Raw genomic sequence first — 22,269 nt, 5'->3', positions numbered from 1 at the left:
CAGGTCGCGTAGGGAACCGGCCTCCCGGGAACGGACCACGCACAGGATGCGTGTCGCCGCCTCGGGGTCGAGTACGCCGGGGACCAGTGCGTCCAAGACCGTTCGGGGCGCGCGGCTGAGCAAGTTATGCACAGTCCTTAGGAACGGTATCTCGACGGCCCGCACGGGCTCACCGCCGCCACGGTGCGCGCGCTGCTGAACGCCGAGGGCCCGGTGCTGCTGATCGCGACGATGCGGTCGCGGCGCTACGCGTCCGGCTCGGGCGCCGCGTCCGGTGCGGCCGGCGCCGGTGCGGACGGGCGGCCGGTGCTGGGGCTGGCCGAGGTGGTTCTGCTCGGCGCACGCCTGAGCGGGGAGGAGCACCCCCCTCAACGGCGGGGTCAGGGCGCTCGCGCCCGTGGGCTCGCCGAGCGGCGGAATGGGCGAGGTGGCCGGGTACCGCGTGGCCGACTACCTGCTGCGGCACGTCCGCCGACTCCGCGAGGCGGAACCCGGCCCCGGCGCGCTGTGGGACGCCTTCGTCGCGCACGCGACCGACCCCGATGACCTGCGCAGGCTCGCCGACGCGGCCGAAGCGCGAGGTCTCCACCAGAGCGCCGCACAGCTGAAGGAGGCCGTCGCCTCCGCGGGCTGAACCGGATGCGCCCGGCAGCCCGATTCCGCATACGGTGGCGATCAGCACGGCGAGCCCGCGCGGCCTGGTGGAGGCCGCCCGCTACCGGCCGAACGTGATCGTCCGGACCGAGGGCCCCGGTGACGAGGAGAACGCCTGGGCGGGCCGTGACCTGGCCATCGGGGGCGAGGTCGCCCTCACCGCCCGGTTCCTCTGGGGACCCGGCAGGTTACGGTCGCGTCATGAGTGACCGTGTGCTGTACCTGGTGTGCTGTGGAGCCCCGCCCGCGGGGTACGCCGTCCAGGCCGTCGACCTCGCACGCGCGCGCGGCTGGGACGTGTGCGTGATCGGGACGACCGCCGCGACGAAGTGGCTGGACGTCCCCGCCCTGACCGAGGCGACCGGCCATCCGGTCCGGACCGACTACAAGGCCCCGGACGAGCCCGACGTGCTGCCGCCCCCGACGGGCATCCTGGTCGCCCCGGCCACGGTCAACACCATCAACAAGTGGGGCGCGGGCATCTGCGACACCCTGGCGCTCGGGCTCATCGTGGAGGCGATCGGGCTCGGGCTGCCGATCGCGGTGATCCCGCACAGCAACCGGTACCACGCCGCGCATCCGATGGTGGAGGTCAACCTGAACCGCCTCCAGGAGTGGGGCGTGCGCGTCGTCGGGGACATACGGACCCTGCACGAGCCGTCGCAGGGCAATCCGGAGGCGTTCCCCTGGGCATCGGGGCTCGACGCCCTGGAGCGCCCCTGAATCAGCGGCGCGGGTAGGTGCGCAGGACCTTGCCCTTCATATCGGCGGCCAGGTACGCCGCGCCGTACGCGTCGGAGAGGTAGACCAGCAGCACGGGCCGGTCGTCGGCGAACGCCCACGCGGGGTCCACGATGAGGTAGCGGCTGGTCGGCTTGACGATGCCCAGCTTGCTCTCCGCCGTCTTCATCAGCTTCGGCACCGCGTCCCAGGCGAACGACCTCAGCTTCACGGTGGCGTCGCCGGATCCGAGGGTGCCGCCGGCGCCTGTACGGATGGCCTGCCCGTCCCTGTAGGAGAACCGGTCGTAGAGCTTGCCCCGTCCGGGCACGGGTGCCTCGGCGGCGGCGTGTTCCGGGTACACCGAGAAGCGGGAGAACTCGACACCGCCCGAAGCCTTCTCCAGCGCCGCGACGACGGCGCGGAGCCGGGCCGGAGCCAGCAGGCTGCCCGACCCCGCGGTCTCCGTGCCCTGCATAGCGTCGGTGGCGCTCGGGGTGGGGCGGTCGGTGACGGAACGGAGCCGGTCGCCGGCCGCCTCTCCGGTCTCCCTCACCAGCGTGGGCAGCACGATCACGACCGTGGCCAGCATCGCGGTGAGCAGGCCCACGGCCAGGACGGCCACCGCGACCAGCGGCGCGGCGCGGCGTCTGCGCGGCCGCACCGCCGGCGGCCCGGGAGGCAGGCCCATGCGCGGGTCGGTGCCGCCCACGGGGTGGGTGTTCGGCCCCGGCGGGACGGGTCTGAAAGGCGGCACCGCGTGCGCGGGCCGCATCGGGGCCTGGCCGGCCGCCGGGGTCTGGCCGGCGGCCGCCTGCGCGAGCATGCGGTCGAGCTGCTCGGGCGCGGGCCGCGCGGCGGGGTCGGGCACCAGCAGCGCGGACAGGACGGGGGCCAGCGGCCCGGCCTGGCGGGGCGGCGGGACGGTGCCGTTCATGACGGCCGCGAGCGTGGCGACCGGGCTGTCGCGGCGCATCGGATGGTGCCCCTCGACCGCGACGTACAGCAGCATGCCCAGCGACCAGAAGTCCGAGGCCGGGTTGCCCTCCTCGCCGCGCAGCCGCTCGGGGGCGATGTACAGGGGAGAGCCGACCAGTCCACCGGTGGCGGTGACCCGGGTCGACTCGCGCAGCGCCGCGATGCCGAAGTCGGTCAGGACCGGGCTCCCGTCCTGGCGCAGCAGCACGTTCGCCGGCTTCACGTCGCGATGGGTGATGCCCGCCTCGTGCGCGGCCCGCAGCGCCGCCAGGATCCCGCGCCCGGCCGCCGCCGCCTCCGCGGGCGCCATCGTCCCGTCTTGGAGTCGGTCCTCCAGGGACCTGCCGCGCACCAGTTCCATGACGATCCACGGGTGCGCCATGCCGGGCGAGTCGACGATGTGGTGGACGGTCACCACGCTGGGATGGTCGAGCCGGGCCAGGGCGCGGGCCTCGCGCAGCACCCGCTCGCGCATCTTCGCGGCCCGGACCGGGTCGTCCTCAAGCGAGGCGTCGACGACCCGCACTTCCTTCAGCGCCACCTCGCGGTGGAGGGCGAGGTCCTGCGCGCGCCAGACGGTGCCCATCCCGCCGCTTCCCAGCCGCTCCAGCAGCTCGAAACGCCCATCGATCACCATCTGCGCAGACGCCACGGGCACAGCCTAGAGCCACGGCCGCAACAAACACCTCATTCCGTAACAACTCGGCCTCGGTGGCGCCGATGCCGGGGCGGACAAGCCGGGTATGCAGGTGAAGGAGGGGGTACGAACGGGGGGCTGGGGCATGGCCGAGGTGGATTTCACGCAGGTGTTCGACGCCGCGCCCGCCCCTTTGGCGGTGCTGTCGCCGGAGCTGGTGTACCTGGCGGTGAACCGGGCGTACGAGAAGGTCTCGGGCCACAGCCGGGACGAACTGCTCGGCCGGGAGGTCTTGGATGCCTTCCCCGGAGGGCCCGCCGCCAGCGAGGCGGTGGCGTTGCGGACCTCGCTGGAGCGGGTGCTGGCCGAACGCGAGACCGACGTCATGGGGCTGCAGCGGTACGACGTCGCGGTCCCCGGAGAGCCGGAGAGGCTCGAGGAACGCTACTGGAACATCGTCAACGCCCCGATCCTGGGCCCGGACGGCGAGGTCCGCTGGATCTACCATCGGCCGGAGGAGGTCACCGGCTTCGTCCACGAGCTGCGCAAGGCCGGTGCGAGCCCGCCCAGAGGCAGCCGCGGCTCGGCCATCGCGAAGATGCTGGCGATCGAGGCCGAGCTGTTCGCCCGGTCCCGCGAGATTCAGGAGGTCAACCAGCGGCTCCGCCGCGCCCAGGCGGGCGAGCGCCAGACGATCGAGGGGCTGCGGCGCGCGATGAGCCGGCAGCGCGAGGTGGTCGCCGACGCCTCCCACGACCTGCGCGGCCCGATCACCGGGCTGCAGACCCGGCTGCAGGACGCCCTGATCGACCCCGACACCGACTGGCGGCGGATCGTGCTGGCGGCCCTGCAGGACGCCGAGCGGCTCGGCGACATCGTTTCCGACCTGCTGGAACTGGCCCGTCTCGAGGCCGGCACGCCCCCGCCGCTGATCGAATCGGTCGATCTGATCCACCTGGTGGAGGACGAACTGTCGCGGCGGCATCCCCCCGCCGTCACCATCACCATGCGGGAGCGGCCCGGCCCCGTCGTCGTGCGGGGATCCGCCCTCCAGTTGGCGCGCCTGCTGGAGAACCTGATGACCAACGCCGAACGGCACGCCCGCGGCCGGATCGAGGTGTCGGTCGCCCGCGACGACGGGTGGGCGGTCCTGGAGGTCGTCGACGACGGGCCCGGCATCCCGGTCGCCGACCGCAAGGCGGTGTTCAGCCGCTTCCACCGCGGCTCCGACGCCCGCCGCGCCGACCCCGCGGGCACCGGGCTGGGCCTGCCCATCGCCCGGGAGATCGCGCACGCCCACGGCGGCACCCTCCACATCGCCGACAACCCGACGGGCGCGCGCCTCGTCCTGCGCCTGCCCCGGCTCTGACTTGGCCGAGTGTTTGGCCGCCCTTGGTCAGGGAACGGCCTGGCCGTCTTGACGAAGGGCGGCGCGACGTGGCGGGCACAGGAGTGCGGGAGGCGGTCCGCAGGACCGCGGGGCATGCGTGGTTCCACCATCTGACCCGCGTCGGGCTGGTCGGCCGCGGCGCCATCTACCTGCTGATCGGCCTGCTCGCCGGCCGGATCGGACTGGGGCGCGGGCACGGCGAGGCCGACCAGAAGGGCGCCCTGACCGCCGTGGCCGGCACGCCGGGCGGCACCGCCGCCCTCTGGCTGATCGTCGCCGGATTCGCCGGGCTCGCCCTGTGGCAGTTCGCCGAGGCGCGGTACGGCCGCCCCGTCCGGGACGGCCACCGGGCCCACAACCGGCTCATGTCCTTCGCCCGCGGCCTGCTGTACACGATGGGCTTCGCCGCCTCCCTGGCGTTCGCGGCCGGGCACGGCGGCGGCTCGTCCGACCAGCAGTCGCGGACCTTCACCGCCAGGGCGATGGCCGAGCCCGGCGGCCGCTGGGTCGTGCTGGCGGTCGGTGCCGGATTCCTGGTCGTGGGCGCGATCACGATCGTGAAGGCGGTCCGGCGCGAGTTCCTCGAGGAGCTCAAGACGGCGGGGATGCGCATCCGGACCCGCCTGACCGCCACGGTCCTCGGAACGACCGGCAACTGCGCCCGCGGCCTGGTCCTCGGCGGGGTCGGCGGCTTCCTCGTCCACGCCGCGCTCACCTTCGACCCGGGCAAGGCCAGGGGCCTGGACGGCACCCTGCGGGAGTTCGCCCGGACGCCCGCCGGCCCGTGGCTCCTGCTCGCCGTCGCCGCGGGCCTGGCCCTTTTCGGCGCCTATTCCTTCTTCGAGGCCCGCTGGCGCAAGGTCGAAGCCACCACCTGACGCCGTTCACCGCGCAAAGCGAACCCCAACCCCTGGGTAAAAGAAACATGGATGTTCCCCGTGATGCCAGGTAAGCCTGCCGTGAAGGTGACGACGACACACAGGCTTATCGCCACGGAGGTGAACGGTCATGAGTTCGGCCGTACTCGAGGGTCCCTGGAACTCCGGCCCCGGCCCTCAGCAGCGGCTCCAGATCCGCACCGGCGACCGCGGTTGCGCGGTCGTCGTCCACGTCGAGGGCGAGATCGACTACACCACCGCCGACCTGCTGCGCGAGCGCGTCCGCACGGCGGCCGAACCGCTCACCCCGCCCCGCGTGGTGCTGGACTTCGACCGCGTCACCTTCTGCGACTCCTCAGGCCTGGGCACGCTGGTGTCCATGTGGAAGACCGCCCGCGCCGCCGGCGGCGACCTCCTGGTGGCCAGACCGCCCGGCATCTTCAGACGCATACTGGAACGCACCGGCCTGGAACGCCACATCACCATGACCCCCACCCTCGACCAGGCCCTCACCCTCCTCACCCCCCACCCCCGGGGCGCGCCGGGTCGTCACAGCGCCTTCACGCGGTCCTCCATGGCGTCCAGGAAGGACGGGTCGTAGAAGTCGTCGACGTGGTCGCTGTTCCACAGCCCCGAGGTGCGGACGTTCCCGTTCTCCGCGTTCAGACCCAGCCAGCCGAGCGCGACCTGGTGAACGCCCCCGGAGTGCCGCATGGACAGCAGGGCGATCGAGTTCGCCCGGATGGCCTTCCGTTCCTCGCGGTCGGGGACGTCCAGCCAGAGCAGCGGCATTTCGGTGATGCGGCCGCTCACGGATCGCTCCAGGCGGTGTTCGGCTCCCCGCTGGAGCGGGCTCACGTTCTTCTGGTGCCAGGACTCCGAGACGCCGGCGGGCCACGGCCCGGTGTTCAGGAGGGCGGTGCCGACGTGGTGGCGGAACACGGAACCGCGGTGATTGCCCACTCCCGCGTTGGCGCCCTTCACCGGGCCCCGGTGCTGGGCGAGCCTGGACCAGAACGTCGCCCGCGATGCGGCGCGCAGGGCGTGGCTGCCCACCCGGACGACGCGGAGCCCTTCCCCTCCGGCGCGGGCCTGGCCCTCTTCGAGGAAGAACTCCACGCCGAACCGCGGCCAGCCGGTGGCCTCGGAGCAGTCCCGGAGCCGCCGGGCCCCGCCGACCCGTTCGGCCAGTTCGTCGAGAAGGGCGTAGAAGCGGTCGGTGTCCCGCCCGCGTGCGGCCGACGGACCGCTGACCTCACCGTCGAGGGGCACGGATTCCTCCTGTCTTCTCTTGTCGGCGCGTCCGGGGCGGGTCAGGGTTTGCGGCCTACGGCGCAGAAGAAGCCGAGTTCGCGGTCGGCGTAGAGGGTGTTGGGGTCGGGGCGCCAGCGGGGGAGGGAGACCAGGCCCGGTTCGAGGAGTTCGGTTTTCTCGAAGAAGCGGGCGAGCTGGGCGGCGTCGCGCAGGGCCGCGGGGGTGGCGCCGCTCTCGTTCCAGCGGCGCACGACCTCCTGCATCGCCTCGGTGTTCACCTCGCTGGTGGGGCAGGCGATCGCCAGGTGGCTGCCGGACGGGACGGCGTCCAGGAGGCGGTTCACGATGGGGTACGCCTGGTCGTCGGGGACGAACTCCAGGATGCCCAGCAGGGTGATGCCCACGGGGCGGGAGAAGTCGAGCGTGCGCGCGGCGGCGGTCAGGATCGCCTCGGGGTCGCGCAGGTCGGCGTCGATGTAGTCGGTCGCGCCGCTCGGGGAGCTGGTGAGCAGGGCGCGCGCGTGCGCCAGGACGATGGGGTCGTTGTCGACGTACACGACCCGGCTCTCGGGCGCGAGGCGCTGCGCGACCTCGTGGGTGTTGTCGGCGGTGGGGATGCCGGTGCCGATGTCGAGGAACTGCCGCACGCCCTCGGCGACCATGTGGCGGACGGCGCGGCCCAGGAACTCCCGGTCGGCGCGCGCCCAGATGACCACCTCGGGCATCGTCTCGTTGAGGTGGTCGCCGACCTCCTGGTCGGGAGGGTAGTTGTCCTTGCCGCCGAGCCAGTAGTCCCAGACGCGCGCGGGATGCGCCACGGAGGTGTCGATCTCGATCTCCGGTTCGTGCCCGGAGGGGGTCGCTTCGGTGGTCACGGCGTCACCTTTCCCACGGCTGCGTCGGCGTCGGCGGGGACAAGTCTGACCGGTGCCGGGGGATCTCGCCAACCGGGTGGTCAGGGGGTGTCGCCGATGATCCGGTCGAGGATTCCGGCCGTCTCCCGCGGCGGGGACGCGTTGACCGACAGGCGGTCCAGGCACTTCTTGTAGACGACCAGGTCGGCGGGCTTGTCAAGGTAGAGGGCGCTGGTCAGCTGCTCCAGGTAGACCACGTCGGGCAGGGTCGGCTCGGCGAACCGCAGCAGCGTGAACGGCCCGCTGAGCGCCGCGATCGCGCCGCGGTGCGGCGGGACGACCTGCAGCGTGACCGACGGCGAGCCGAGCGCCTCCCGCAGCCGCCGCAGCTGGGCCCGCATGACGGCGTCCCCGCCGACCGGGCGGCGCAGCGCCGCCTCCTCGACCACCGCCCACAGATGGGGCGGGCGGGGGCCGTCCATGATCTGCTGCCGGCGGGTCAGCACCCGGACGCGGCGCTCGATCTCGCCGGTGGTGGCCTCGGGGTGGCTGAGCGCGATCGCGGCGGCGGCGTACTCCTCGGTCTGCAGGAGTTCGGGGACGAACCGCGTCTCGTGGATCCGCAGCGCCGACGCGGCGCCCTCCAGGCCGATGTAGACCTCGAACCAGGGCGGCAGGACGTCGCCGTAGTGGTGCCACCAGCCGGGGGCGTTGGCGCGCACGGCCAGGCCGAGCAGCGCGTCCCGTTCGCCCGGGTCCCGCACGTCGTACAGGGTGAGCAGGTCGGCGACGTCGCGCTCCTTGAACCCGACGCGGCCGAGCTCCAGCCGGCTGATCTTGGACGCGGAGGCGCGGATCGTCTCGCCGGCGGCGTCCCGGGAGATGCCCCGGGCCTCCCGCAGCCGGCGCAGCTGGCCGCCGAGCAGGATGCGCAGCACCGTCGGGCCGCCGTGCGCCAGGCTGCGCACGGCGCCGGTCGTTTCCGGAGCGTCGTTCGAATCAGGTGTGCTCACTGCCGGCCCCCCGAAAAATCGCGCGAAATCAAGTGTCGCACCACGACCGGGCTGCTCGGCGGGTCTCCGGGTGACTTTCCCGCCGAATTCGGTAGCGGGATTTGTTGCTATCTGACGAGATTGAAGGACTATTCCGTCATGCGGGTTCGGAGATCGTCTGGTAGGCGGCGCGTGCCGGGCCTACCTTACAGACAGTGATGTCTGTATAATGGGGGGTCACGAAGGCGTGGCAGGGAGGGTCCTTCCGCGGACGTTCCCGCTCAGCGCGCCCACTCAGCCGTTCCCTTATGGTGGTCGGATGCCGGACTCTCCACCCCGCCGGTTGCCCCGGGGGCGCCACGCGCTGGCCCCCGAGGAGGTGCGGCGCATCCAGCGGTCGCGGCTGTGCGCCGCCATGGCCGAGGTGATGGCCGAGAAGGGGTACGTGGCCACCTCGGTCGCGGACGTCCTCCAGCGCGCGGGGGTGTCGCGGCAGAGCTTCTACGCGCTGTTCGACTCCAAGCTCGACTGCTTCATGGCCGCCTTCGAGTGCGCGGGCGAACTGCTGATGGACCGCCTGGTCGAGGTGGTCGGTGACTCCACGGGCGGGCCCTCCGCGGGCGGGCCCGGCACGGTGGACGACCGGCTGGCGCTGTGCGAGCGGGCCATCTCCGCCTACGTGGACGCGCTGGCCGAGGAGTTGCCCTACGCGCGGCTGTTCCTGGTCGAGGTGTACGCGGCCGGGCCGGAGGCGATCGCGCGGCGCAGCCGCACCCAGGAGATCATCACCGCCGCGCTGGCCGACCTGATCGGGGCCGCCGACGAGCCCGCCCGCTTCGCCTGCCGGATGATCGTGGCGGCGATGAGCGCGATGGTGACGCCGCCGGCCGCCGAGATGGACGCCGCCGCGCTGCGCGCCCTCGGGCCGTCCCTGATCGAGCATGTCCGCGTCCTGTGGCGGGCGGGCGTTCTCGGCGGGGTTCCCGCCCGGTCGCGTTCCTGACGGACCCGCCCGTTCCCGATGGCGGCGGGCCCGCATCGGCGCGGGCAACTATTCACTCAGTACATACATCGAGTGTATAGTGCGGGCATGTCGACTCCGCAGATCCTGCTGGCGCTCCTCGCCGAGCGTCCCAAGCACGGGTACGAGCTCAAGCGCGAGCACGACGAGCGGCTCCCGGGAGCCAAGCCGCTGCCCTACGGCCAGGTCTACTCGACGCTGCAGCGGCTGGAGCGCGACGGGTTCGTAGCGGTCGCCGAGGTCACCCGGGAGGGCGGGCCCGAGCGCACCGTCTACGAGCTCACCCCCGAGGGCGACGCGCGGATGCGGGCGTGGCTGGCCGAGACCGAGCCGCCCGCGCCCTACGTCACCGGCGCCCTGTTCACCCGGGTGGTCATGGCGCTGGTGGTCGGCGGCGACGCGCGCGCCGGCCTCGACCGGCAGCGCGCCGCCCACCTGGACCGGATGCGGGAGCTGACCCGGGACAAGACGGCACCCGAGACCTCCGCCGCCCGAATCTTGGCCGCCGACTACGCCCTGTTCCACCTGGACGCCGACCTGCGCTGGATGGAACTGGCCCTCCAGCGCATGGCCGACCTGACCAAGGAGATCAGCCGATGAGCCCCCTGCTGCAAGCCCGCGACGTCGCCAAGTCGTTCGGCCGGACCCTGGCGCTGCGCGGCGCGTCCGTGACCGTCGGCGCCGGGGAGGTCGTGGCGATCACCGGCCCGAGCGGCTCCGGCAAGAGCACGCTCCTGCACTGCCTGGCGGGGATCGTCGTCCCCGACGCCGGGGAGATCCACTACGGCGGGACGCGCCTGGACGAGCTGGACGAGGACACCCGGACCCGGCTGCGGCGCGAGGCGTTCGGCATCGTCTTCCAGTTCGGCGGCCTGGTCCCGGAGCTGACCGCCGCGGAGAACGTGGCCGTCGCGCTGATGTTCGGCGGGCTCGGCCGCGCTGAGGCGTCCGCCGCCGCGCTGGACTGGCTGAAGCGCGTCGGCGCCGGCGACTGCGCGCCCCTGCGGCCCGGCGACCTGTCCGGCGGGCAGGCGCAGCGGGTCGCGCTGGCCCGGGCGCTGGCGCCCGCGCCCAAGGTGGTCTTCGCCGACGAGCCCACCGGCGCGCTCGACAGCGTCGCCGGCGAGGAGGTGCTCGGTCTGCTGCTCGGCGCGGCGCGGGAGCACGGCACCACCGTCGTCCTGGTCACTCACGACAATCGGATCGCGGCCTTCGCCGACCGCGAGGTCGTCGTCCGCGACGGCGCCGTCTCCGAGGTCCCGGCGGTGACCCGGTGAACGGGGGCAGGGGGCGGGTGCTGTTCGCCGTCGCCGGGATGCTGGCGCGCGGCACCTCCCGCGCCGACCGGCGCCGCCGGCGCCTGATGACCGGCGGCGCCGCGCTGGCCACGTTCTTCCTCATGGGCGCGGTGAACCTGCTGCTGATCCGGGGCACGACCTACACCGCGTGGGCGGGCCTGGTCAGCGAGTCGGGGCTGCGGCCGGGCACCGCGCTGGCGCTGGCGCTGCTGGTCGTCCCGGTGCTGGCGCTGCTGCACCAGGTGGGACGGGTCGCGCAGGCCACCCAGGAATGGCGCCTGGCCGCGCTGCGGCTGGCCGGTGCCACGCCCGGCGACGTGCGGCTGCTCGGCGCGGCCGAGGCCGTCCGCGTCGGCGCGCTCGGGGCGGTCCTCGGGGGCATCGCCTACGTGGGCGGGCAGCGGGCGGCGATGGCCTGGTTCGGCGTGCGGGACACCGCCCGGTACGCGATCCCGGCCTGGCCGGTGCCGCTGGTGGCCGTCGCGGTGGTGGGCGCCGCCGCGGTGGTCAGCCTGCTGGTGTCGCGCCACGTCGTCACCTCGCCGCTGCACGTGGCGCGGCGCGCGGCCCGGCCCCGGCCGGCCTGGTACACGCTGCTCCCGCTCGGCATCGGCGTGGTGCTGATGGTCTCGGGCTCGTTCACCGAGAACGTGGACAAGGTCGGGGTGCCGCTGTTCTTCGCCGGGGGCACGCTCAGCGTCCTCGGCGTGGCGGCCGGGGCCAGCCGCCTGGTCCTGATGTCCGCCCGCCTGGCGGGGCGCTGGGCCCGCACGCCGGAGACGCTCCTGGCGGCACGCGCCCTGGAGGCCGACCCTCGCGCCTGGGGACGCACCATGGCCGTCGTCGGCCTGGTGGTCATGTTCGGGACGGGCACCGGCGTCGTCGAGTACGACGTCTTCCAGGGCGCCAGGGAATTCGACGGGTACATCGACGGCTTCTGGCTGGTCAGCCTGGGGCTGACCAACGCGGCGCTGCTGTTCGCGCTGCTCGTGGCGGTGTCGGCGCTGGTGGTGCACCGGGCCGAGTCGCTGCTGGAGAGCGGCCGGTCGACGGCGGTGCTGGTCGCGACGGGCGCCCCGGTCAGGTCGCTGCGCCGCTCCGCCCTGCGGCAGACGGTCATCGCGGCGGCCCCGGTCTCCCTGATCGCCGCCCTGGCCGCGCTCGTCGGCATGACGCCGGGCATCTTCGAGCTGTCGGTGAACCCGGCGATGCTCGCCTGGACGGCCGGTCGCGCGCTGCTCATGGTCGTCGTCGCGGTGGCGGTCGCTGTGCTGGTCGCGCTCCTGTCGGGACGGCTCGTGGCCCGCGCCGCCTCACCCGTCCACCTCCGGACCCAGTGACGGCGGGGCCGGACGCGTGCCGGCGGCCAGGAAGGCGCCGGCGAGGGCGACGAGGGCCAGGACGGTGAGGGCGGCGGTGTAGCCGCCGAGCAGTCCGGCGAGGAACGCCCCGGCGGCCGGCGCCAGCGCGACGGCGAGGGCCGTCGGGGCGGTGGCGAGCCCGTTCAGGGTGGCGAAGCGCCGCACGCCCCAGCGGTCGCTGACCGCGGTGGCCTGGACCAGGGTGTAGACGCCCCGGACGGCGCCCGCGAAGACGGCGGCGGCGATCAGCAGCGCCGGCGGGCCGGGGACGACCGCGAGCAACGCGATGCCTGCCGCCGCGGCGGCCAGGACGGCGACCGTGCGGGCCCGGGGGCTGCTTCTGCCGGTGAGCGCCGGGTAGCCGATCCGTCCGAGGACCTGCCCGGCGCCGCACAGCCCCAGGGCGGTGGCCGCCGCGGCGGTCCCCGTGCCCCGGTCGACCAGCAGCGGGACCAGGTTCGAGGTGGCGGCGTACAGGCCGAACCCGCCCAGGGCCATGCCGGCGGCCAGCAGGAGGAAGGCCCGACTGGAGGCCACCTCGCGGATGGACGGTCCGGGCGCCTCCCGCGGGCTCGCGGACGCGCCGGGCCAGGCCGGGGTCAGGAAGAGCAGGTGCAGCGGGAGGGTGATCGCGCACAGCAGCGCGGCGAGCACCAGGTAGGTCGTCCGCCAGCCGAGATGGGCGGCCAGCAGGGCGGTCAGCGGCGCGTAGACGGTGCTGGCCAGCCCGCCGACCAGCGACAGGGTGGTCAGCGGGCGGACGCGGTCGGGGCCGTACCAGCGGGTGAGGGCGGCGAACGCCGGCGGGTACAGCAGCGCCGACTGGGCGAGCCCGGCGAGCATCCAGGCGGCCGTGAACCAGGGCAGGCCGGGGGCGGCGGCCACGGCGAGCAGGGCCGCGGTGCCCAGCGCCGAACCCGCGGTCATCACCGGGCGGGGGCCGCGACGGTCCAGCAGCCGCCCGACCGGCGCCCCGGCGAGCGCGCTCACGACCAGGCCCGCCGAGTACGCGGTCATGGCCGTGGCCGTCGACCATCCGGTGTCCCGGGTCACCTCGATGAGGGCGACCGGGAAGGAGTAGTACAGGATTCCCCAGCTGGTGAGCTCGGTGACGCAGAGGGCGAGGAGGGCCCTGCGCAGGCCGCCCTCGTCCCGGCTCATCGGCCGTGCCCGCCGTCCTCCACCGCGCCGGACGGCAGGGCGCGCTGCATGAGGATCGTGTCGATCCAGCGGCCGTGCTTGTACCCGACGCCGGTCAGCCGCCCGGCGTGGACGAAGCCGTGGCGGCCGTGCAGCGCGGCCGACGTGCCGGACCCGGTGTCGGCGATGACCGCGATCACCTGCCGCGCGCCCGCCTGGGCGCACCCGGCCAGCAGGGCGCCCAGCAGCGCACCGCCGAGGCCCTGGCCGGTGCGGGCGGGGGCGAGGTAGATCGAGTCCTCCACGGTGTGCCGGTAGGCGGGTTTGGGACGCCAGGGGCCGGCGTAGGCGTAGCCCGCCACCTCGCCGCCCGCGTCGGCGACCAGGAAGGGCAGGCCCTTTGCGTCCAGGGCGGCGAGCCGCTCCCGCCACCGGGCGACGGTGGGCGGGGTCTGCTCGAAGGTGACCGTGGAGTGCAGGACGTAGTGGGCGAAGATCTCGGCCACGGCCTCCAGATCGGCGGGGAGCGCCGGGCGGATGCCGGTCTCAGGGAGCGTCACGGCGATGAATTCCTCTATAGCGAAAATTACCTCTATTATAGAGGAATGGTCGATCTTGCGGCACTGGGCGGCCGCGTCCAGGAACTGCGCCGCGCCAGGAGCCTGACGCTCCAGCAGCTCGCCGACGCCGCCGACGTCAGCGTGAGCATGCTGTCCTCGGTGGAGCGCGGGCAGAAGGCGCCCACCATCGTGACCCTCGCGCGCATCGCCGACGGCCTCGGCGCGCCCCTCGCCGACCTCCTCCCCAGGCCCGGCGACGACCAGGTCATCGTGCGCCGCGCCGCCGCCCAGGACACCGTCGACGAGCCGGGGGGATGGCGGCGGACGGTCCTGACCCCCGTGGTCCCCGGCGTGAACTTCGAATGGGTGCGCTCCACGCTCCCGCCGGGCTGCGACGCGGGGGAGTACCCGGCGTACGCGCCGGGCTCCCACGAGTTCGTCGCCGTCGAGTCCGGCACCCTGCGGCTCACCGCCGGGGAGCGGGTCATCGACCTGGAGGCGGGGGACTCGGTCTACTTCGCCGCCCACGTCACCCACGCCTACGCCAACCCCGGCGGCGAACCGTGCACGTACCACGTCGCCGCCCTGATCATGCGCCCCCGCACGCCCAAGCCGCGCGGCCGCTGAGCGCACTCCCCACGGAGCCCTGCCGACGGCGCAGGCCCGGCCGGAGAACCCGGCCGGGCCCACGCCGTCCTTTCCGGGGTCCTTCCTAGAAGACGCCGCCGAGGTCCTGGCGGAGGATCGCGGCCATGCTGTGCTCGGCGAGCGCGGCGATGGTCATGGACGGGTTGCAGGCCCCGGTGGAGCCGGGGATGCGCGCGCCGTCCAGGACGTACAGCCCGCGGTGGCCCAGCACCCGGCCGTGGCGGTCGACCGCGCCGCCCATGGGGACGCCGCCGAGGGCGTGCCAGGTCGAGGGCACCTGGGCGTCCCGGTCGATCATCATCCCGCCGCCGACCCGGACCATCTCGTCCATCCGCTGCTTGATCAGCGCCTGCAGGTCGGCGTCGCCCGCCGGGTTCCAGGTCAGGCGGGCGTCGTCGGCGGACGCGTCGTAGGCCCAGGTGCCGGTGGCCTTGACGATCCCGAACCCGACCACGGTCATCATCCTGGTCCCGTCGGGCGGCAGCATCGGGGACCCGGCGTGGATGATCGTGTACGGGATCGGGCTGCCGGCGACGCGCCCGCCGACGCAGGCGGGGCCGCCCTGGGGGCGTCCAGGGTCGCCGTTCATCTGCACCCAGGCGAAGATGCGGTCGCCGTTGTTGCCCCACTGGGTGCCGATGGCGTCGGGCAGGTCGGGCACGAGGTTCTTGGCCCGCGCCTTGACCATGAGCCGGGTGGTGCCGGGCGACCCGGCGTTGAGGAACACCGCGTCGGCGGTGATGCGCTTGCGCTCCTGGACGACGCCGTCGGTGTCGATGCGGTCGACGTGCAGCACCCAGCGCTTCAGCGCGTCCATCGTCAGGTCGCGGACGACGTGCAGGGGTTCCACCCGGACCCGCCGGGTGGCCTCGGCGGCGGCGAGGTAGGTGACGTCGATGGAGTGCTTGCCGCCGTTGTTGACCCCGAAGGTGAGGTCGCTGGTGGTGTAGGTCGGCTGGTACCTGCCCTGCAGTTCGCCGCGCACGAAGTTCCAGTCGACGGGCAGGGGGACCTTGAAGGTCTCCATGCCGGCCTTCGGCGCGACGTCCAGGAACAGCCGGGACGAGCGGTAGGGGTCGGTGGCCAGCACGTCGTCGGGCACCGTGGTGATCCGCAGCATGCGGGCGACGGTGGGGTAGGCGTAGCGGTCGAGCGCGTCGTAGTCGTCGGCGATCATCGGCATCGAGGCGGCGAAGGCCGCCTCGGTCGGTTGCAGCGTCATGCCGTGGTACGTCAGCGACCCGCCGCCGACCGCGGAGCCGCAGTTGATGGTCATGCCCTGGCCTTCCACGGTCTCCAGCACGCCCGTGTAGGGCTTCCAGGTGCCGGGGACGCCGGGGATCGGGCTGTGGTCGGTCAGCCAGGAGGACCGGCGGTCGACGTTGGCCATGCGGCAGAACGTGGTGGCGTTGGGCCCGGTCGGCCAGCGCAGGCCGCGTTCCAGCACGAGCGTCCGGACCCCGGCCAGGCCGAGCCTGAGGGCGGTCACGCCGCCGCCGAAGCCGGACCCGATGACGACGGCCCGCTCTCTCTGCTCGGTGACGGGGACCCTGGTCCGCCGGGTCGCGGCGTGTGCCGTCCCGGTGCCGAGTCCGGCGGCGAGGCCGAACCCGCCGAGCGCGGCGGCGCCGAGGACCTTGCGGCGGCCGACGCCGGGGCCGGGGCCGGGGTGGTGGGGAGTGGAGGCGTTGTCGGGCATGGCGTGCTCCATGTCGGGGGTGGGGGAACGGGAGCGAGATGAGCGCGCGCCGGGCAAAAGATCTGCCCTCTCCGGACCTGGAAACTACATTCTTGTAGGTCGAGAATCAACCATTCATCGCGTCCTGGGAATGGCGATGGATGCATTTCGGAAGAATTGGTTTCGGGCACAATCAAAGCCCGCCCGGGGTGTGGCCGTCCCTGGGTCGGCCCGGCCGGAACCCGGGACGGTCGCCGTCCCGATGCAACCGCCGGGCCGCTCCGCCCCGAAGTCATGAGCGACGGGCCGGATGGATCGGGCGGCGGCGACGGAGGCGACGGTGATCTTTGATGACGGCGGGGCGGGGGACCGCGTACCGGGTGAGGACCCCTGATGGGCGCGGGCGATCCGGTGGTGGTCGTCGGGGCCGGGCTGGGCGGGCTGGCGGCGGCCGTCCACCTGGCCGCGCGCGGGCGGGAGGTGCTGGTCGTCGAGGCCCGCGGCGAACCGGGCGGATGCTGCGGCTCCGCGCACCTCGGCCCCTACCGGTTCGACACCGGGCCCTCCGTGCTCACCATGCCGGAGGTGCTGGCCGACACGTTCGGCGCCGCGGGCGAGGACCTGGAGGACGTGCTGCCGCTGCGGCGGCTCGACCCCTTCTACCGGATGGCCTTCCCCGACGGCTCGCACCTGGACGTGGTGGCCGGGGCGGAGGAGATGGCCGCGAACGTCCGCGCCCTGTGCGGCCCGGCCGAGGCCGCGCGGTACCTGCGGTTCCGGCGGCGGCTCGCCGCGCTGTTCGCCGTCGAGTGGCCGTCGTTCATCGACGCCGACATGACGAGGCTGCGCGGTCTCGCGCGCCCGTACGCGCTGCTGAGGCTGGCCGCCGCAGGTGGATTCCGGCGCCTGGACCGGTTCGCCGCCGCTCACCTGACCGACGAGCGGCTCATCCGCGCGCACACCTTCCAGTCGCTGTACGTGGGGCTCGCGCCGCAGAAGGCGATGGCCGTCTACGCCGTCATCGCGCACATGGACACCGTCGGCGGCGTCTACTTCCCCTCCGACGGCGGCATGCACGCCGTCCCGCAGGCCCTCGCCCGGGTGGCGGAGAAGGCGGGAGCGTGCGTCCGGTACGGGACGCGCGCCACGCGGGTCGAGACGGACGCCTCGGGAGCGGCGGCGGCCGTCCGGCTCGACACCGGTGAACGGCTCCGCGCGAGCCACGTGGTGATCGCCTGCGACCTGCCCGCCGCGCACCGGGACCGCCTGCTGCCGGAGGCCGCGCGGGACTGGCGGCTGCGCCGGCCGCGCTTCGCGCCGTCCTGCCTCGTTATGCATCTGGGGCTGGACCGGCGGCCTGCCGGGCGGGCGCACCACACCCTGCACTTCGGCCGCGGATGGGCGAGCACGTTCTCAGCCCTGGAGGCCGGGCGCCCCCAGCCCGATCCCAGCCTGCTGGTCACCTGCCCCGGGCCGGACACCACCGCCGCCCCGGCCGGGCACGCCACCCTGAGCGTGCTGGAGCCCGCGCCGAACCTGGCGACCGGCGCCGACTGGGAGCGGCTGGCGCCGTGGCTGCGCGACCGGCTCCTGCGGCGCCTGGCGGACCTCGGGTACGGCGACCTGTCGGCGGCGCCCCGCATGACCTTCGACCCGCCCGCCTGGGCGCGGATGGGCCACTCCGCGGGGACCCCGTTCGCCCTCGACCACCGCTTCCGCCAGACCGCGTGGTTCCGGCCCTCGGGGCGGAGCCGCCGCGTTCCGGGCCTGCACTTCGCCGGGATGCACACCGCGCCGGGCGTGGGCGTTCCCCCCGTACTCATCTCCGGGCGACTGGCCGCGGCCCGGATCCTGGAGGACGGCCGATGACGCTGACCGCGAGCTACGAACGGTGCCGCCGCCTCAACGCCGACCACGGGCGCTCCTACTACCTGGCCACGCTGCTGCTCCCCGCGTGGAAGCGGCGGCACGTCCACGCGCTGTACGGGTTCGCCCGCCACGTGGACGACATCGTCGATTCCGCCGGTGCCCCCGCCGGACGGGCCGCCGCGCTCGACGACCTCACCTCGGCGCTGGCCGCGTGCCTGGCCGGGGAGCCCGCCCAGGGGCCGGTGCTGCCCGCCTTCGTGCACACCGTGCGGTCCTTCGGCATCGAGCGCGCCGACATCGACGCCTTCCTGCGGTCGATGCGCGCCGACCTGACCGTCACCCGCTACGAGACCTACGGAGACCTGCTGGAGTACATGGAAGGCTCGGCCGCGGCCATCGGCCTGATGATGCTGCCGGTGCTGGAGACGGTGCCCGGGGCCGGGCGGCTCGCCCGCGAACCCGCCCGCGAGCTGGGCCGGGCGTTCCAGCTCACCAACTTCCTCCGCGACGTCGCCGAGGACCTGGAGCGCGGCCGGGTCTACCTCCCGCGGCGCGACCTGGCCGAGTTCGGCGTGGCCGAGGACGACCTCGCCCGCGGCCGCGCGTCCCCGGAGCTGCGGGAACTGGTCGCCTACGAGGAGGACCGCGCCCGCGACCACTACCGGCGCGCCCTGGAGGGGGTGGACCTGCTGGCGCCGTCCTCGCGCCCCTGCGTCCGCGCCGCCTACGAGCTGTACGGCGGCATCCTGGACGCGATCGCCGCGCGGAACCACGACGTGCTGGCCGGGAGGGCGCGGGTGCCGCGCCGCCGCCGCGCGGTGATCTTCGCGCGGCACCTGCGGGCGGCGTCGGCGGCCCGGCGGGCCGAGCGCCGCGCCCCGGCGGGTGCGCGGTGACGGCCATGACGCCCCGGTCACGGGCCCGGAACGACGCGCTCGCCCGGCCGGGACGGGTCGTGCTGGACGCGATGGGCGGCGACCACGGCCCGGTGGAGACGGTGCCGGCCGCGGTGGCGGCGCGGCGCAGGTTCGGGGTGCCGGTGGTGCTCGTCGGCCGGTCCGAGGAGATCGGCGCCGAGCTGCGGCGGCACGGCTCGTCCGGCGAGGTCGAGGTGGTGGACGCCCGGGACGCGGTGCCCATGACCGAGCGCGGCGCGCGGGCCGCCGCCCGCCCGGAGTCGAGCGTCATGGTGGGCTGCGAGCTGGCTCAGGGGGACGGCGGCGCGTTCGTGTCGGCCGGGTCGACCGGGGCCGTCGTGACGTGCGCCGTCCGCGCGCTCGGGCGGCGGGAGGGCGTGCTGCGCCCGGCGCTGGCGGTGGCGCTGCCGTCGCTGACCGGCACGACCGTCCTGGTGGACGCGGGCGCGACCGCCGACCCGACCGCGGAGATGGTGGCGCAGTTCGCGCTGCTGGGCACCGCCTACGCTCGGCGGGTCCTGGGCGTCGCCGACCCGTCGGTGGGCCTGCTGTCGCTCGGCGCCGAGCCCGGCAAGGGCAACCGGCTCGCCCGCGAGGCCGGCCGGCTCCTGCCCGCGCTGCCGGTCCGCTTCCACGGCAACGTGGAGGGCCACGACGTGCTCGCGGGGACGGTCGACGTGGTCGTGACCGACGGCTTCACCGGCAACGTCGTGCTGAAGAACATCGAGGGCAACGTCCGCACGACCCTGGAGTTGGTCGCCAGGGCCGGCATCGCCAAGCCCGCCCGGCTGCGCGAGGTCGCGCGGCTCTACGCCGCGGAGACCCACGGCGGCGCGGCGCTGCTCGGCCTGTCCGGGACGGTCGTCGTCGCGCACGGCTCGTCACGGGCCGCCGCGATCGCGCGGGCCTGCCGGGTCGCGTGCGATCTGGCGGCGGACGACACCCGCGCGTCCGGGGACGGGGCCGGCGGGTGAGGCGCTCACAGTGTCGCGGCGTCGCGCAGCGGGTCGCGGCCGTCCCAGGCGCCCTCGCTGCCGTACGGGGTGAAGCGCGCGAAGAGTTCCTCGGCGTACCAGTCCTCGTTCCGCACCCGGCCGATGACGTCGCGATGGGCGCCGTCCCGGTAGGCGAAGCGGGCGACGGCCGCCTCGTCCCGCCACAGCGAGAACGTCGCCTGGCGGGCCAGCGGCCATTCGCCGGCGCCGACCGAGGCCAGGCAGCCTTCGTGGAGCCGCAGCAGCCGGTCCACCTCCGGGACCGACCGGTAGAACGCCACCAGCCGGAACGGGCGGATCGAGGCCCTGGTCAGCACGGCCACCGGCGCCCCGTCGCGTGCCCGGTCCAGGGCGGCCGCTCCGGCGAACGGGTCCCGCCCGGCCCAGGCGCCCCGCGACGCGAGCGGCGCCAGCCGTACGTGCCAGGCTTCCACGGCCTCCCGCCGCCAGCGGTCCGCGACCGGCGACCGGCGCAGGAAGTCCGCCAGCGCGGCCTCGCCGTCCCACACCGCGAACAGCGCCCAGCGGCGCGGGTCGGCGCCCAGGCCCATGGACCGGCCGCGGCCCGTCCCCAGCAGCCGCCAGAACCGCAGGCCGGCGGTGCGGCGCAGCCGCGGCCGGTCGAAGGCCATGTGCCGCATGGCGTCCACACCCGCGTACCTGATGAGGTGGAACGAGGCGATGACTCCGGTTCTCGTGGCGGTCACCGCCGGCTACCTGCTCGGATCGGTGCCGGTCGCGGTGCTGGTCGGCCGCCTGCACGGGTTCGATCCGCGCGCCGCCGGCGACCGCAATCCCGGTTTCTGGAACGTGATGGAGCTGCTCGGGTGGCGCGCGGCCGTGCCCGTCTTCGCCGGCGACCTGCTCAAGGGGACGGCGGCCGGGCTGGTCGGGCTGGTGGCGGGCGGCACGGAGACGGGCCCGCTCTGGGTGGTGGACGGCGCTAGCGTCCTGCCCGTGTACGCGGCGGTGGCGGCCGCGATGGCCGGGCACGCGTGGCCGGTGTTCGCGGGGTGGCGGGGCGGCCGGTCGATCCTCACGTTCGCGGGCGGCTTCGCCGTGATCTGCCCGCCGGCGTTCGGGCTCGGGCTCGCGCTGCTGGTCGGGGTGAGCCTGGCCCGGGGCTCGTTCGCCTGGGGCACGCGCGTGGCGGTGTTCTCGCTGCCGGTGCTGCAACTGCTGTTCATGCCGCCCGCGCTGGTGGCGGCGACCGGCGGGCTGATGTGCCTCATCGGGCTGCGTTTCGGGCAGGCCGCGCTGGCGGGACGGCGCCGCGGACGAGCCCGGCGGCGGCGCGTCCGAGGCCCGGCGGGCTGACCGCGTCGTCGCCGTAGGTGCGGCCGCGCCAGGTGCGCACCGGCCGTACCGCGGCCTGTGTCAGGCGCACCGCCGTGGCCACGTCGAGCAGCGGCGAGAGCGCCAGGCCCAGACGGGGCCCGGCGTAGCTGCCGCGCAGCGCGGCGGCCAGCAGCAGCCGTTGCGCCAGCAGGCCGAGGTCCAGGGGCGTGGGCCGTCCCGCCGCCAGCCGCAGCACGGGCAGCGCCGTGGTCAGCCACAGCACCGCCACGTCCAGGACGAGCCGGTCGGGCGCGGTCACGTCCCGCAGCGGCAGGGAACGCCCCCACTCGCGCCACACCTGCGCCGCCGACTCGTGCATGTCGACGCCGAGCAGGGCGCCCGCGTCCACGAACCCGACCCGCCAGCCGTCCCGCGCCAGCAGCCGCGCGAGGGCGACGTCGTCGGTGAGGTGGCGGCGGACGCGGGCGAACCCGTCGGCCTCGACCATGGCGTCCTTCCGGAAGGCCATGCACTGGCCGTTGGCGAGGATCCGGTCGGGGGACGGCGCCGCCGGCCCGATCGGCCCGAACCGGTAGACCAGCCCGGCCAGGAAGGAGGCGTGCAGCGCCTGTTCGGCGACACCGCCGCAGAGGAACCGCGGCCCGGCCGTCACCAGGTCGCAGGTGCGCAGCCGCTCGGCCAGCGCGGTGCACAGGCCCGGTTCGGGACGGGTGTCGGCGTCCAGGAGGACCACGACGGGCCCGGCCGCGGCGGCGACGCCCTGGTGCAGCGCCCACTGCTTGCCGACCCAGCCGGCGGGCAGCGGGCGCCCCCGGACGACGGTGGCCCCCAGGCGCTCGGCGAGCCGCGCGGTCTCGTCGCGGGACTCGTCGTTCACCACGATGACCTCGCCGACCGCCGGATCCTTGAGCAGCGGGACGAGGCAGCCCGCGATGCGGTCCTCCTCGTTCCGCGCGGGGATCACCACGGAGATCCGCTGATCCGGGGGAGCGGCGGGCGGCGCGGGCGGCGCGGGCGGCGCGGGACGGCCGCCATAAGGACGCCAGTGTTCACTGGAGAAATCGGCACGGTCCGCGCGTCCGATAGTGGCCGTCAGGCCGACCTTCACGCCCGGGCGGCAGTTGTC

Annotated in this window: 24 protein-coding genes; 15 read left to right on the top strand and 9 right to left on the bottom strand. The window is 74.6% G+C overall.

Annotation, left to right across the window (positions count from 1 at the left end; translation table 11 throughout):
• Positions 1 to 397: 397 nt before the first annotated feature.
• From ACFPZN_RS52135 to ACFPZN_RS52125, 3 genes are read left to right on the top strand one after another with little or no spacing between them, the layout of a single operon-like run.
• Positions 398 to 634, top strand: a complete 237-nt coding sequence (locus ACFPZN_RS52135; RefSeq protein WP_378292087.1) for a hypothetical protein — start codon at positions 398 to 400, stop codon at positions 632 to 634.
• A gap of 34 nt (positions 635 to 668) precedes the next feature.
• On the top strand, positions 669 to 863 hold the full coding sequence (locus tag ACFPZN_RS52130; RefSeq protein ID WP_378292085.1) for a hypothetical protein: 195 nt from the start codon (positions 669 to 671) through the stop codon (positions 861 to 863).
• Complete coding sequence (locus ACFPZN_RS52125) at positions 856 to 1,377, top strand: flavoprotein (RefSeq protein WP_378292083.1); 522 nt, start codon at positions 856 to 858, stop codon at positions 1,375 to 1,377. Before ACFPZN_RS52130 ends, ACFPZN_RS52125 begins: the two co-directional genes overlap by 8 nt.
• A 1-nt stretch (position 1,378) precedes the next feature.
• On the opposite strand, the gene ACFPZN_RS52120 is transcribed toward ACFPZN_RS52125, so the two are convergent.
• Positions 1,379 to 3,004 carry a serine/threonine-protein kinase gene (locus ACFPZN_RS52120; RefSeq protein ID WP_378292081.1) on the bottom strand — a complete coding sequence of 542 codons (1,626 nt, stop codon included), beginning with the start codon at positions 3,002 to 3,004 and terminating at the stop codon, positions 1,379 to 1,381.
• A 130-nt stretch (positions 3,005 to 3,134) separates the two neighbouring features.
• On the opposite strand from ACFPZN_RS52120, the gene ACFPZN_RS52115 reads away from it, so the two are divergent.
• From ACFPZN_RS52115 to ACFPZN_RS52105, 3 genes are all read left to right on the top strand, one after another.
• Positions 3,135 to 4,358, top strand: a complete 1,224-nt coding sequence (locus ACFPZN_RS52115; RefSeq protein WP_378292079.1) for an ATP-binding protein — start codon at positions 3,135 to 3,137, stop codon at positions 4,356 to 4,358.
• Between the two features lie 68 nt (positions 4,359 to 4,426).
• The gene (locus ACFPZN_RS52110; protein ID WP_378292077.1) at positions 4,427 to 5,257 is read left to right on the top strand and encodes a DUF1206 domain-containing protein; all 831 of its coding nucleotides are present in this window, start codon (positions 4,427 to 4,429) and stop codon (positions 5,255 to 5,257) included.
• Between the two features lie 130 nt (positions 5,258 to 5,387).
• The gene (locus tag ACFPZN_RS52105; RefSeq protein ID WP_378292075.1) at positions 5,388 to 5,858 is read left to right on the top strand and encodes an STAS domain-containing protein; all 471 of its coding nucleotides are present in this window, start codon (positions 5,388 to 5,390) and stop codon (positions 5,856 to 5,858) included.
• Here ACFPZN_RS52105 and ACFPZN_RS52100 read toward each other — a convergent pair.
• The 3 genes from ACFPZN_RS52100 to ACFPZN_RS52090 form a co-directional block, all read right to left on the bottom strand.
• Positions 5,807 to 6,529 carry a GIY-YIG domain-containing protein gene (locus ACFPZN_RS52100; protein WP_378292073.1) on the bottom strand — a complete coding sequence of 241 codons (723 nt, stop codon included), beginning with the start codon at positions 6,527 to 6,529 and terminating at the stop codon, positions 5,807 to 5,809. The two genes, ACFPZN_RS52105 and ACFPZN_RS52100, sit on opposite strands and share 52 nt — an antisense overlap.
• Before the next feature lie 41 nt (positions 6,530 to 6,570).
• On the bottom strand, positions 6,571 to 7,386 hold the full coding sequence (locus ACFPZN_RS52095; RefSeq protein WP_378292071.1) for an SAM-dependent methyltransferase: 816 nt from the start codon (positions 7,384 to 7,386) through the stop codon (positions 6,571 to 6,573).
• Between the two features lie 80 nt (positions 7,387 to 7,466).
• A complete protein-coding gene (locus tag ACFPZN_RS52090) occupies positions 7,467 to 8,378 on the bottom strand; it encodes a helix-turn-helix domain-containing protein (protein WP_378292069.1) in 912 nt (303 codons plus the stop codon).
• A gap of 298 nt (positions 8,379 to 8,676) precedes the next feature.
• Here ACFPZN_RS52090 and ACFPZN_RS52085 point away from each other — a divergent pair, with 298 nt between their 5' ends.
• The 4 genes from ACFPZN_RS52085 to ACFPZN_RS52070 all read left to right on the top strand — a co-directional run bounded on the left by ACFPZN_RS52085 (position 8,677) and on the right by ACFPZN_RS52070 (position 12,016).
• A complete protein-coding gene (locus ACFPZN_RS52085) occupies positions 8,677 to 9,360 on the top strand; it encodes a TetR/AcrR family transcriptional regulator (RefSeq protein WP_378292067.1) in 684 nt (227 codons plus the stop codon).
• 87 nt (positions 9,361 to 9,447) lie between these two features.
• Positions 9,448 to 9,978, top strand: coding sequence for a PadR family transcriptional regulator (locus ACFPZN_RS52080; protein WP_378292065.1), 531 nt, complete (start codon positions 9,448 to 9,450; stop codon positions 9,976 to 9,978).
• A complete protein-coding gene (locus ACFPZN_RS52075) occupies positions 9,975 to 10,655 on the top strand; it encodes an ABC transporter ATP-binding protein (RefSeq protein WP_378292063.1) in 681 nt (226 codons plus the stop codon). The genes ACFPZN_RS52080 and ACFPZN_RS52075 overlap by 4 nt, the downstream gene beginning before the upstream one ends.
• Positions 10,652 to 12,016 (top strand): FtsX-like permease family protein, encoded by a 1,365-nt coding sequence (locus ACFPZN_RS52070; RefSeq protein ID WP_378292061.1) that lies wholly within the window; start codon positions 10,652 to 10,654, stop codon positions 12,014 to 12,016. The genes ACFPZN_RS52075 and ACFPZN_RS52070 overlap by 4 nt, the downstream gene beginning before the upstream one ends.
• Here the strand turns inward: ACFPZN_RS52070 and ACFPZN_RS52065 are convergent.
• Together ACFPZN_RS52065 and ACFPZN_RS52060 are read right to left on the bottom strand one after the other, a co-directional pair.
• Positions 11,990 to 13,198, bottom strand: coding sequence for an MFS transporter (locus tag ACFPZN_RS52065; protein ID WP_378292059.1), 1,209 nt, complete (start codon positions 13,196 to 13,198; stop codon positions 11,990 to 11,992). The genes ACFPZN_RS52070 and ACFPZN_RS52065 overlap by 27 nt on opposite strands.
• Complete coding sequence (locus ACFPZN_RS52060) at positions 13,195 to 13,737, bottom strand: GNAT family N-acetyltransferase (RefSeq protein WP_378292057.1); 543 nt, start codon at positions 13,735 to 13,737, stop codon at positions 13,195 to 13,197. The genes ACFPZN_RS52065 and ACFPZN_RS52060 overlap by 4 nt, the downstream gene beginning before the upstream one ends.
• A 45-nt stretch (positions 13,738 to 13,782) precedes the next feature.
• Here ACFPZN_RS52060 and ACFPZN_RS52055 point away from each other — a divergent pair, with 45 nt between their 5' ends.
• Positions 13,783 to 14,364 carry a helix-turn-helix domain-containing protein gene (locus tag ACFPZN_RS52055; protein WP_378292054.1) on the top strand — a complete coding sequence of 194 codons (582 nt, stop codon included), beginning with the start codon at positions 13,783 to 13,785 and terminating at the stop codon, positions 14,362 to 14,364.
• Positions 14,365 to 14,449: 85 nt separating this feature from the next.
• On the opposite strand, the gene ACFPZN_RS52050 is transcribed toward ACFPZN_RS52055, so the two are convergent.
• Positions 14,450 to 16,084 (bottom strand): GMC oxidoreductase, encoded by a 1,635-nt coding sequence (locus ACFPZN_RS52050; protein ID WP_378292052.1) that lies wholly within the window; start codon positions 16,082 to 16,084, stop codon positions 14,450 to 14,452.
• Between the two features lie 372 nt (positions 16,085 to 16,456).
• On the opposite strand from ACFPZN_RS52050, the gene crtI reads away from it, so the two are divergent.
• Genes crtI through ACFPZN_RS52035 form a run of 3 tightly spaced genes read left to right on the top strand, consistent with a single transcriptional unit; the run spans position 16,457 to position 19,823 of the window.
• Positions 16,457 to 17,932 (top strand): phytoene desaturase family protein, encoded by a 1,476-nt coding sequence (gene crtI / locus ACFPZN_RS52045; RefSeq protein WP_378292050.1) that lies wholly within the window; start codon positions 16,457 to 16,459, stop codon positions 17,930 to 17,932.
• Positions 17,929 to 18,828 carry a phytoene/squalene synthase family protein gene (locus ACFPZN_RS52040; protein ID WP_378292048.1) on the top strand — a complete coding sequence of 300 codons (900 nt, stop codon included), beginning with the start codon at positions 17,929 to 17,931 and terminating at the stop codon, positions 18,826 to 18,828. Before crtI ends, ACFPZN_RS52040 begins: the two co-directional genes overlap by 4 nt.
• Before the next feature lie 5 nt (positions 18,829 to 18,833).
• Positions 18,834 to 19,823, top strand: a complete 990-nt coding sequence (locus tag ACFPZN_RS52035; protein ID WP_378292046.1) for a phosphate acyltransferase — start codon at positions 18,834 to 18,836, stop codon at positions 19,821 to 19,823.
• Between the two features lie 5 nt (positions 19,824 to 19,828).
• Here the strand turns inward: ACFPZN_RS52035 and ACFPZN_RS52030 are convergent, their stop codons facing one another.
• Positions 19,829 to 20,551 (bottom strand): spheroidene monooxygenase, encoded by a 723-nt coding sequence (locus ACFPZN_RS52030; RefSeq protein WP_378292044.1) that lies wholly within the window; start codon positions 20,549 to 20,551, stop codon positions 19,829 to 19,831.
• On the opposite strand from ACFPZN_RS52030, the gene ACFPZN_RS52025 reads away from it, so the two are divergent.
• Positions 20,526 to 21,161 carry a glycerol-3-phosphate acyltransferase gene (locus ACFPZN_RS52025; RefSeq protein WP_378292042.1) on the top strand — a complete coding sequence of 212 codons (636 nt, stop codon included), beginning with the start codon at positions 20,526 to 20,528 and terminating at the stop codon, positions 21,159 to 21,161. The genes ACFPZN_RS52030 and ACFPZN_RS52025 overlap by 26 nt on opposite strands.
• Here ACFPZN_RS52025 and ACFPZN_RS52020 read toward each other — a convergent pair.
• A partial coding sequence (locus ACFPZN_RS52020) for a glycosyltransferase family 2 protein (RefSeq protein ID WP_378292040.1) occupies positions 21,073 to 22,269 on the bottom strand: 1,197 nt, incomplete at its 5' end. The two genes, ACFPZN_RS52025 and ACFPZN_RS52020, sit on opposite strands and share 89 nt — an antisense overlap.

It is taken from the genome of Actinomadura rugatobispora, assembly GCF_042656285.1.
GTDB lineage: Bacteria > Actinomycetota > Actinomycetes > Streptosporangiales > Streptosporangiaceae > Spirillospora > Spirillospora rugatobispora.
Note: the sequence above shows the minus strand (reverse complement) of the source record. Positions and strands in the feature narration are given on the sequence as shown.

Coding starts and splice junctions, on each gene's coding strand:
- ACFPZN_RS52075 (WP_378292063.1), top strand. CDS start 9,975: ATGAGCCCCCTGCTGCAAGCCCGCGACGTCGCCAAGTCGTTCGGCCGG.
- ACFPZN_RS52115 (WP_378292079.1), top strand. CDS start 3,135: ATGGCCGAGGTGGATTTCACGCAGGTGTTCGACGCCGCGCCCGCCCCT.
- ACFPZN_RS52035 (WP_378292046.1), top strand. CDS start 18,834: ATGACGCCCCGGTCACGGGCCCGGAACGACGCGCTCGCCCGGCCGGGA.
- ACFPZN_RS52105 (WP_378292075.1), top strand. CDS start 5,388: ATGAGTTCGGCCGTACTCGAGGGTCCCTGGAACTCCGGCCCCGGCCCT.
- crtI (WP_378292050.1), top strand. CDS start 16,457: ATGGGCGCGGGCGATCCGGTGGTGGTCGTCGGGGCCGGGCTGGGCGGG.
- ACFPZN_RS52040 (WP_378292048.1), top strand. CDS start 17,929: ATGACGCTGACCGCGAGCTACGAACGGTGCCGCCGCCTCAACGCCGAC.
- ACFPZN_RS52085 (WP_378292067.1), top strand. CDS start 8,677: ATGCCGGACTCTCCACCCCGCCGGTTGCCCCGGGGGCGCCACGCGCTG.
- ACFPZN_RS52055 (WP_378292054.1), top strand. CDS start 13,783: ATGGTCGATCTTGCGGCACTGGGCGGCCGCGTCCAGGAACTGCGCCGC.
- ACFPZN_RS52050 (WP_378292052.1), bottom strand. CDS start 16,084: ATGCCCGACAACGCCTCCACTCCCCACCACCCCGGCCCCGGCCCCGGC.
- ACFPZN_RS52065 (WP_378292059.1), bottom strand. CDS start 13,198: ATGAGCCGGGACGAGGGCGGCCTGCGCAGGGCCCTCCTCGCCCTCTGC.
- ACFPZN_RS52080 (WP_378292065.1), top strand. CDS start 9,448: ATGTCGACTCCGCAGATCCTGCTGGCGCTCCTCGCCGAGCGTCCCAAG.
- ACFPZN_RS52125 (WP_378292083.1), top strand. CDS start 856: ATGAGTGACCGTGTGCTGTACCTGGTGTGCTGTGGAGCCCCGCCCGCG.
- ACFPZN_RS52025 (WP_378292042.1), top strand. CDS start 20,526: ATGACTCCGGTTCTCGTGGCGGTCACCGCCGGCTACCTGCTCGGATCG.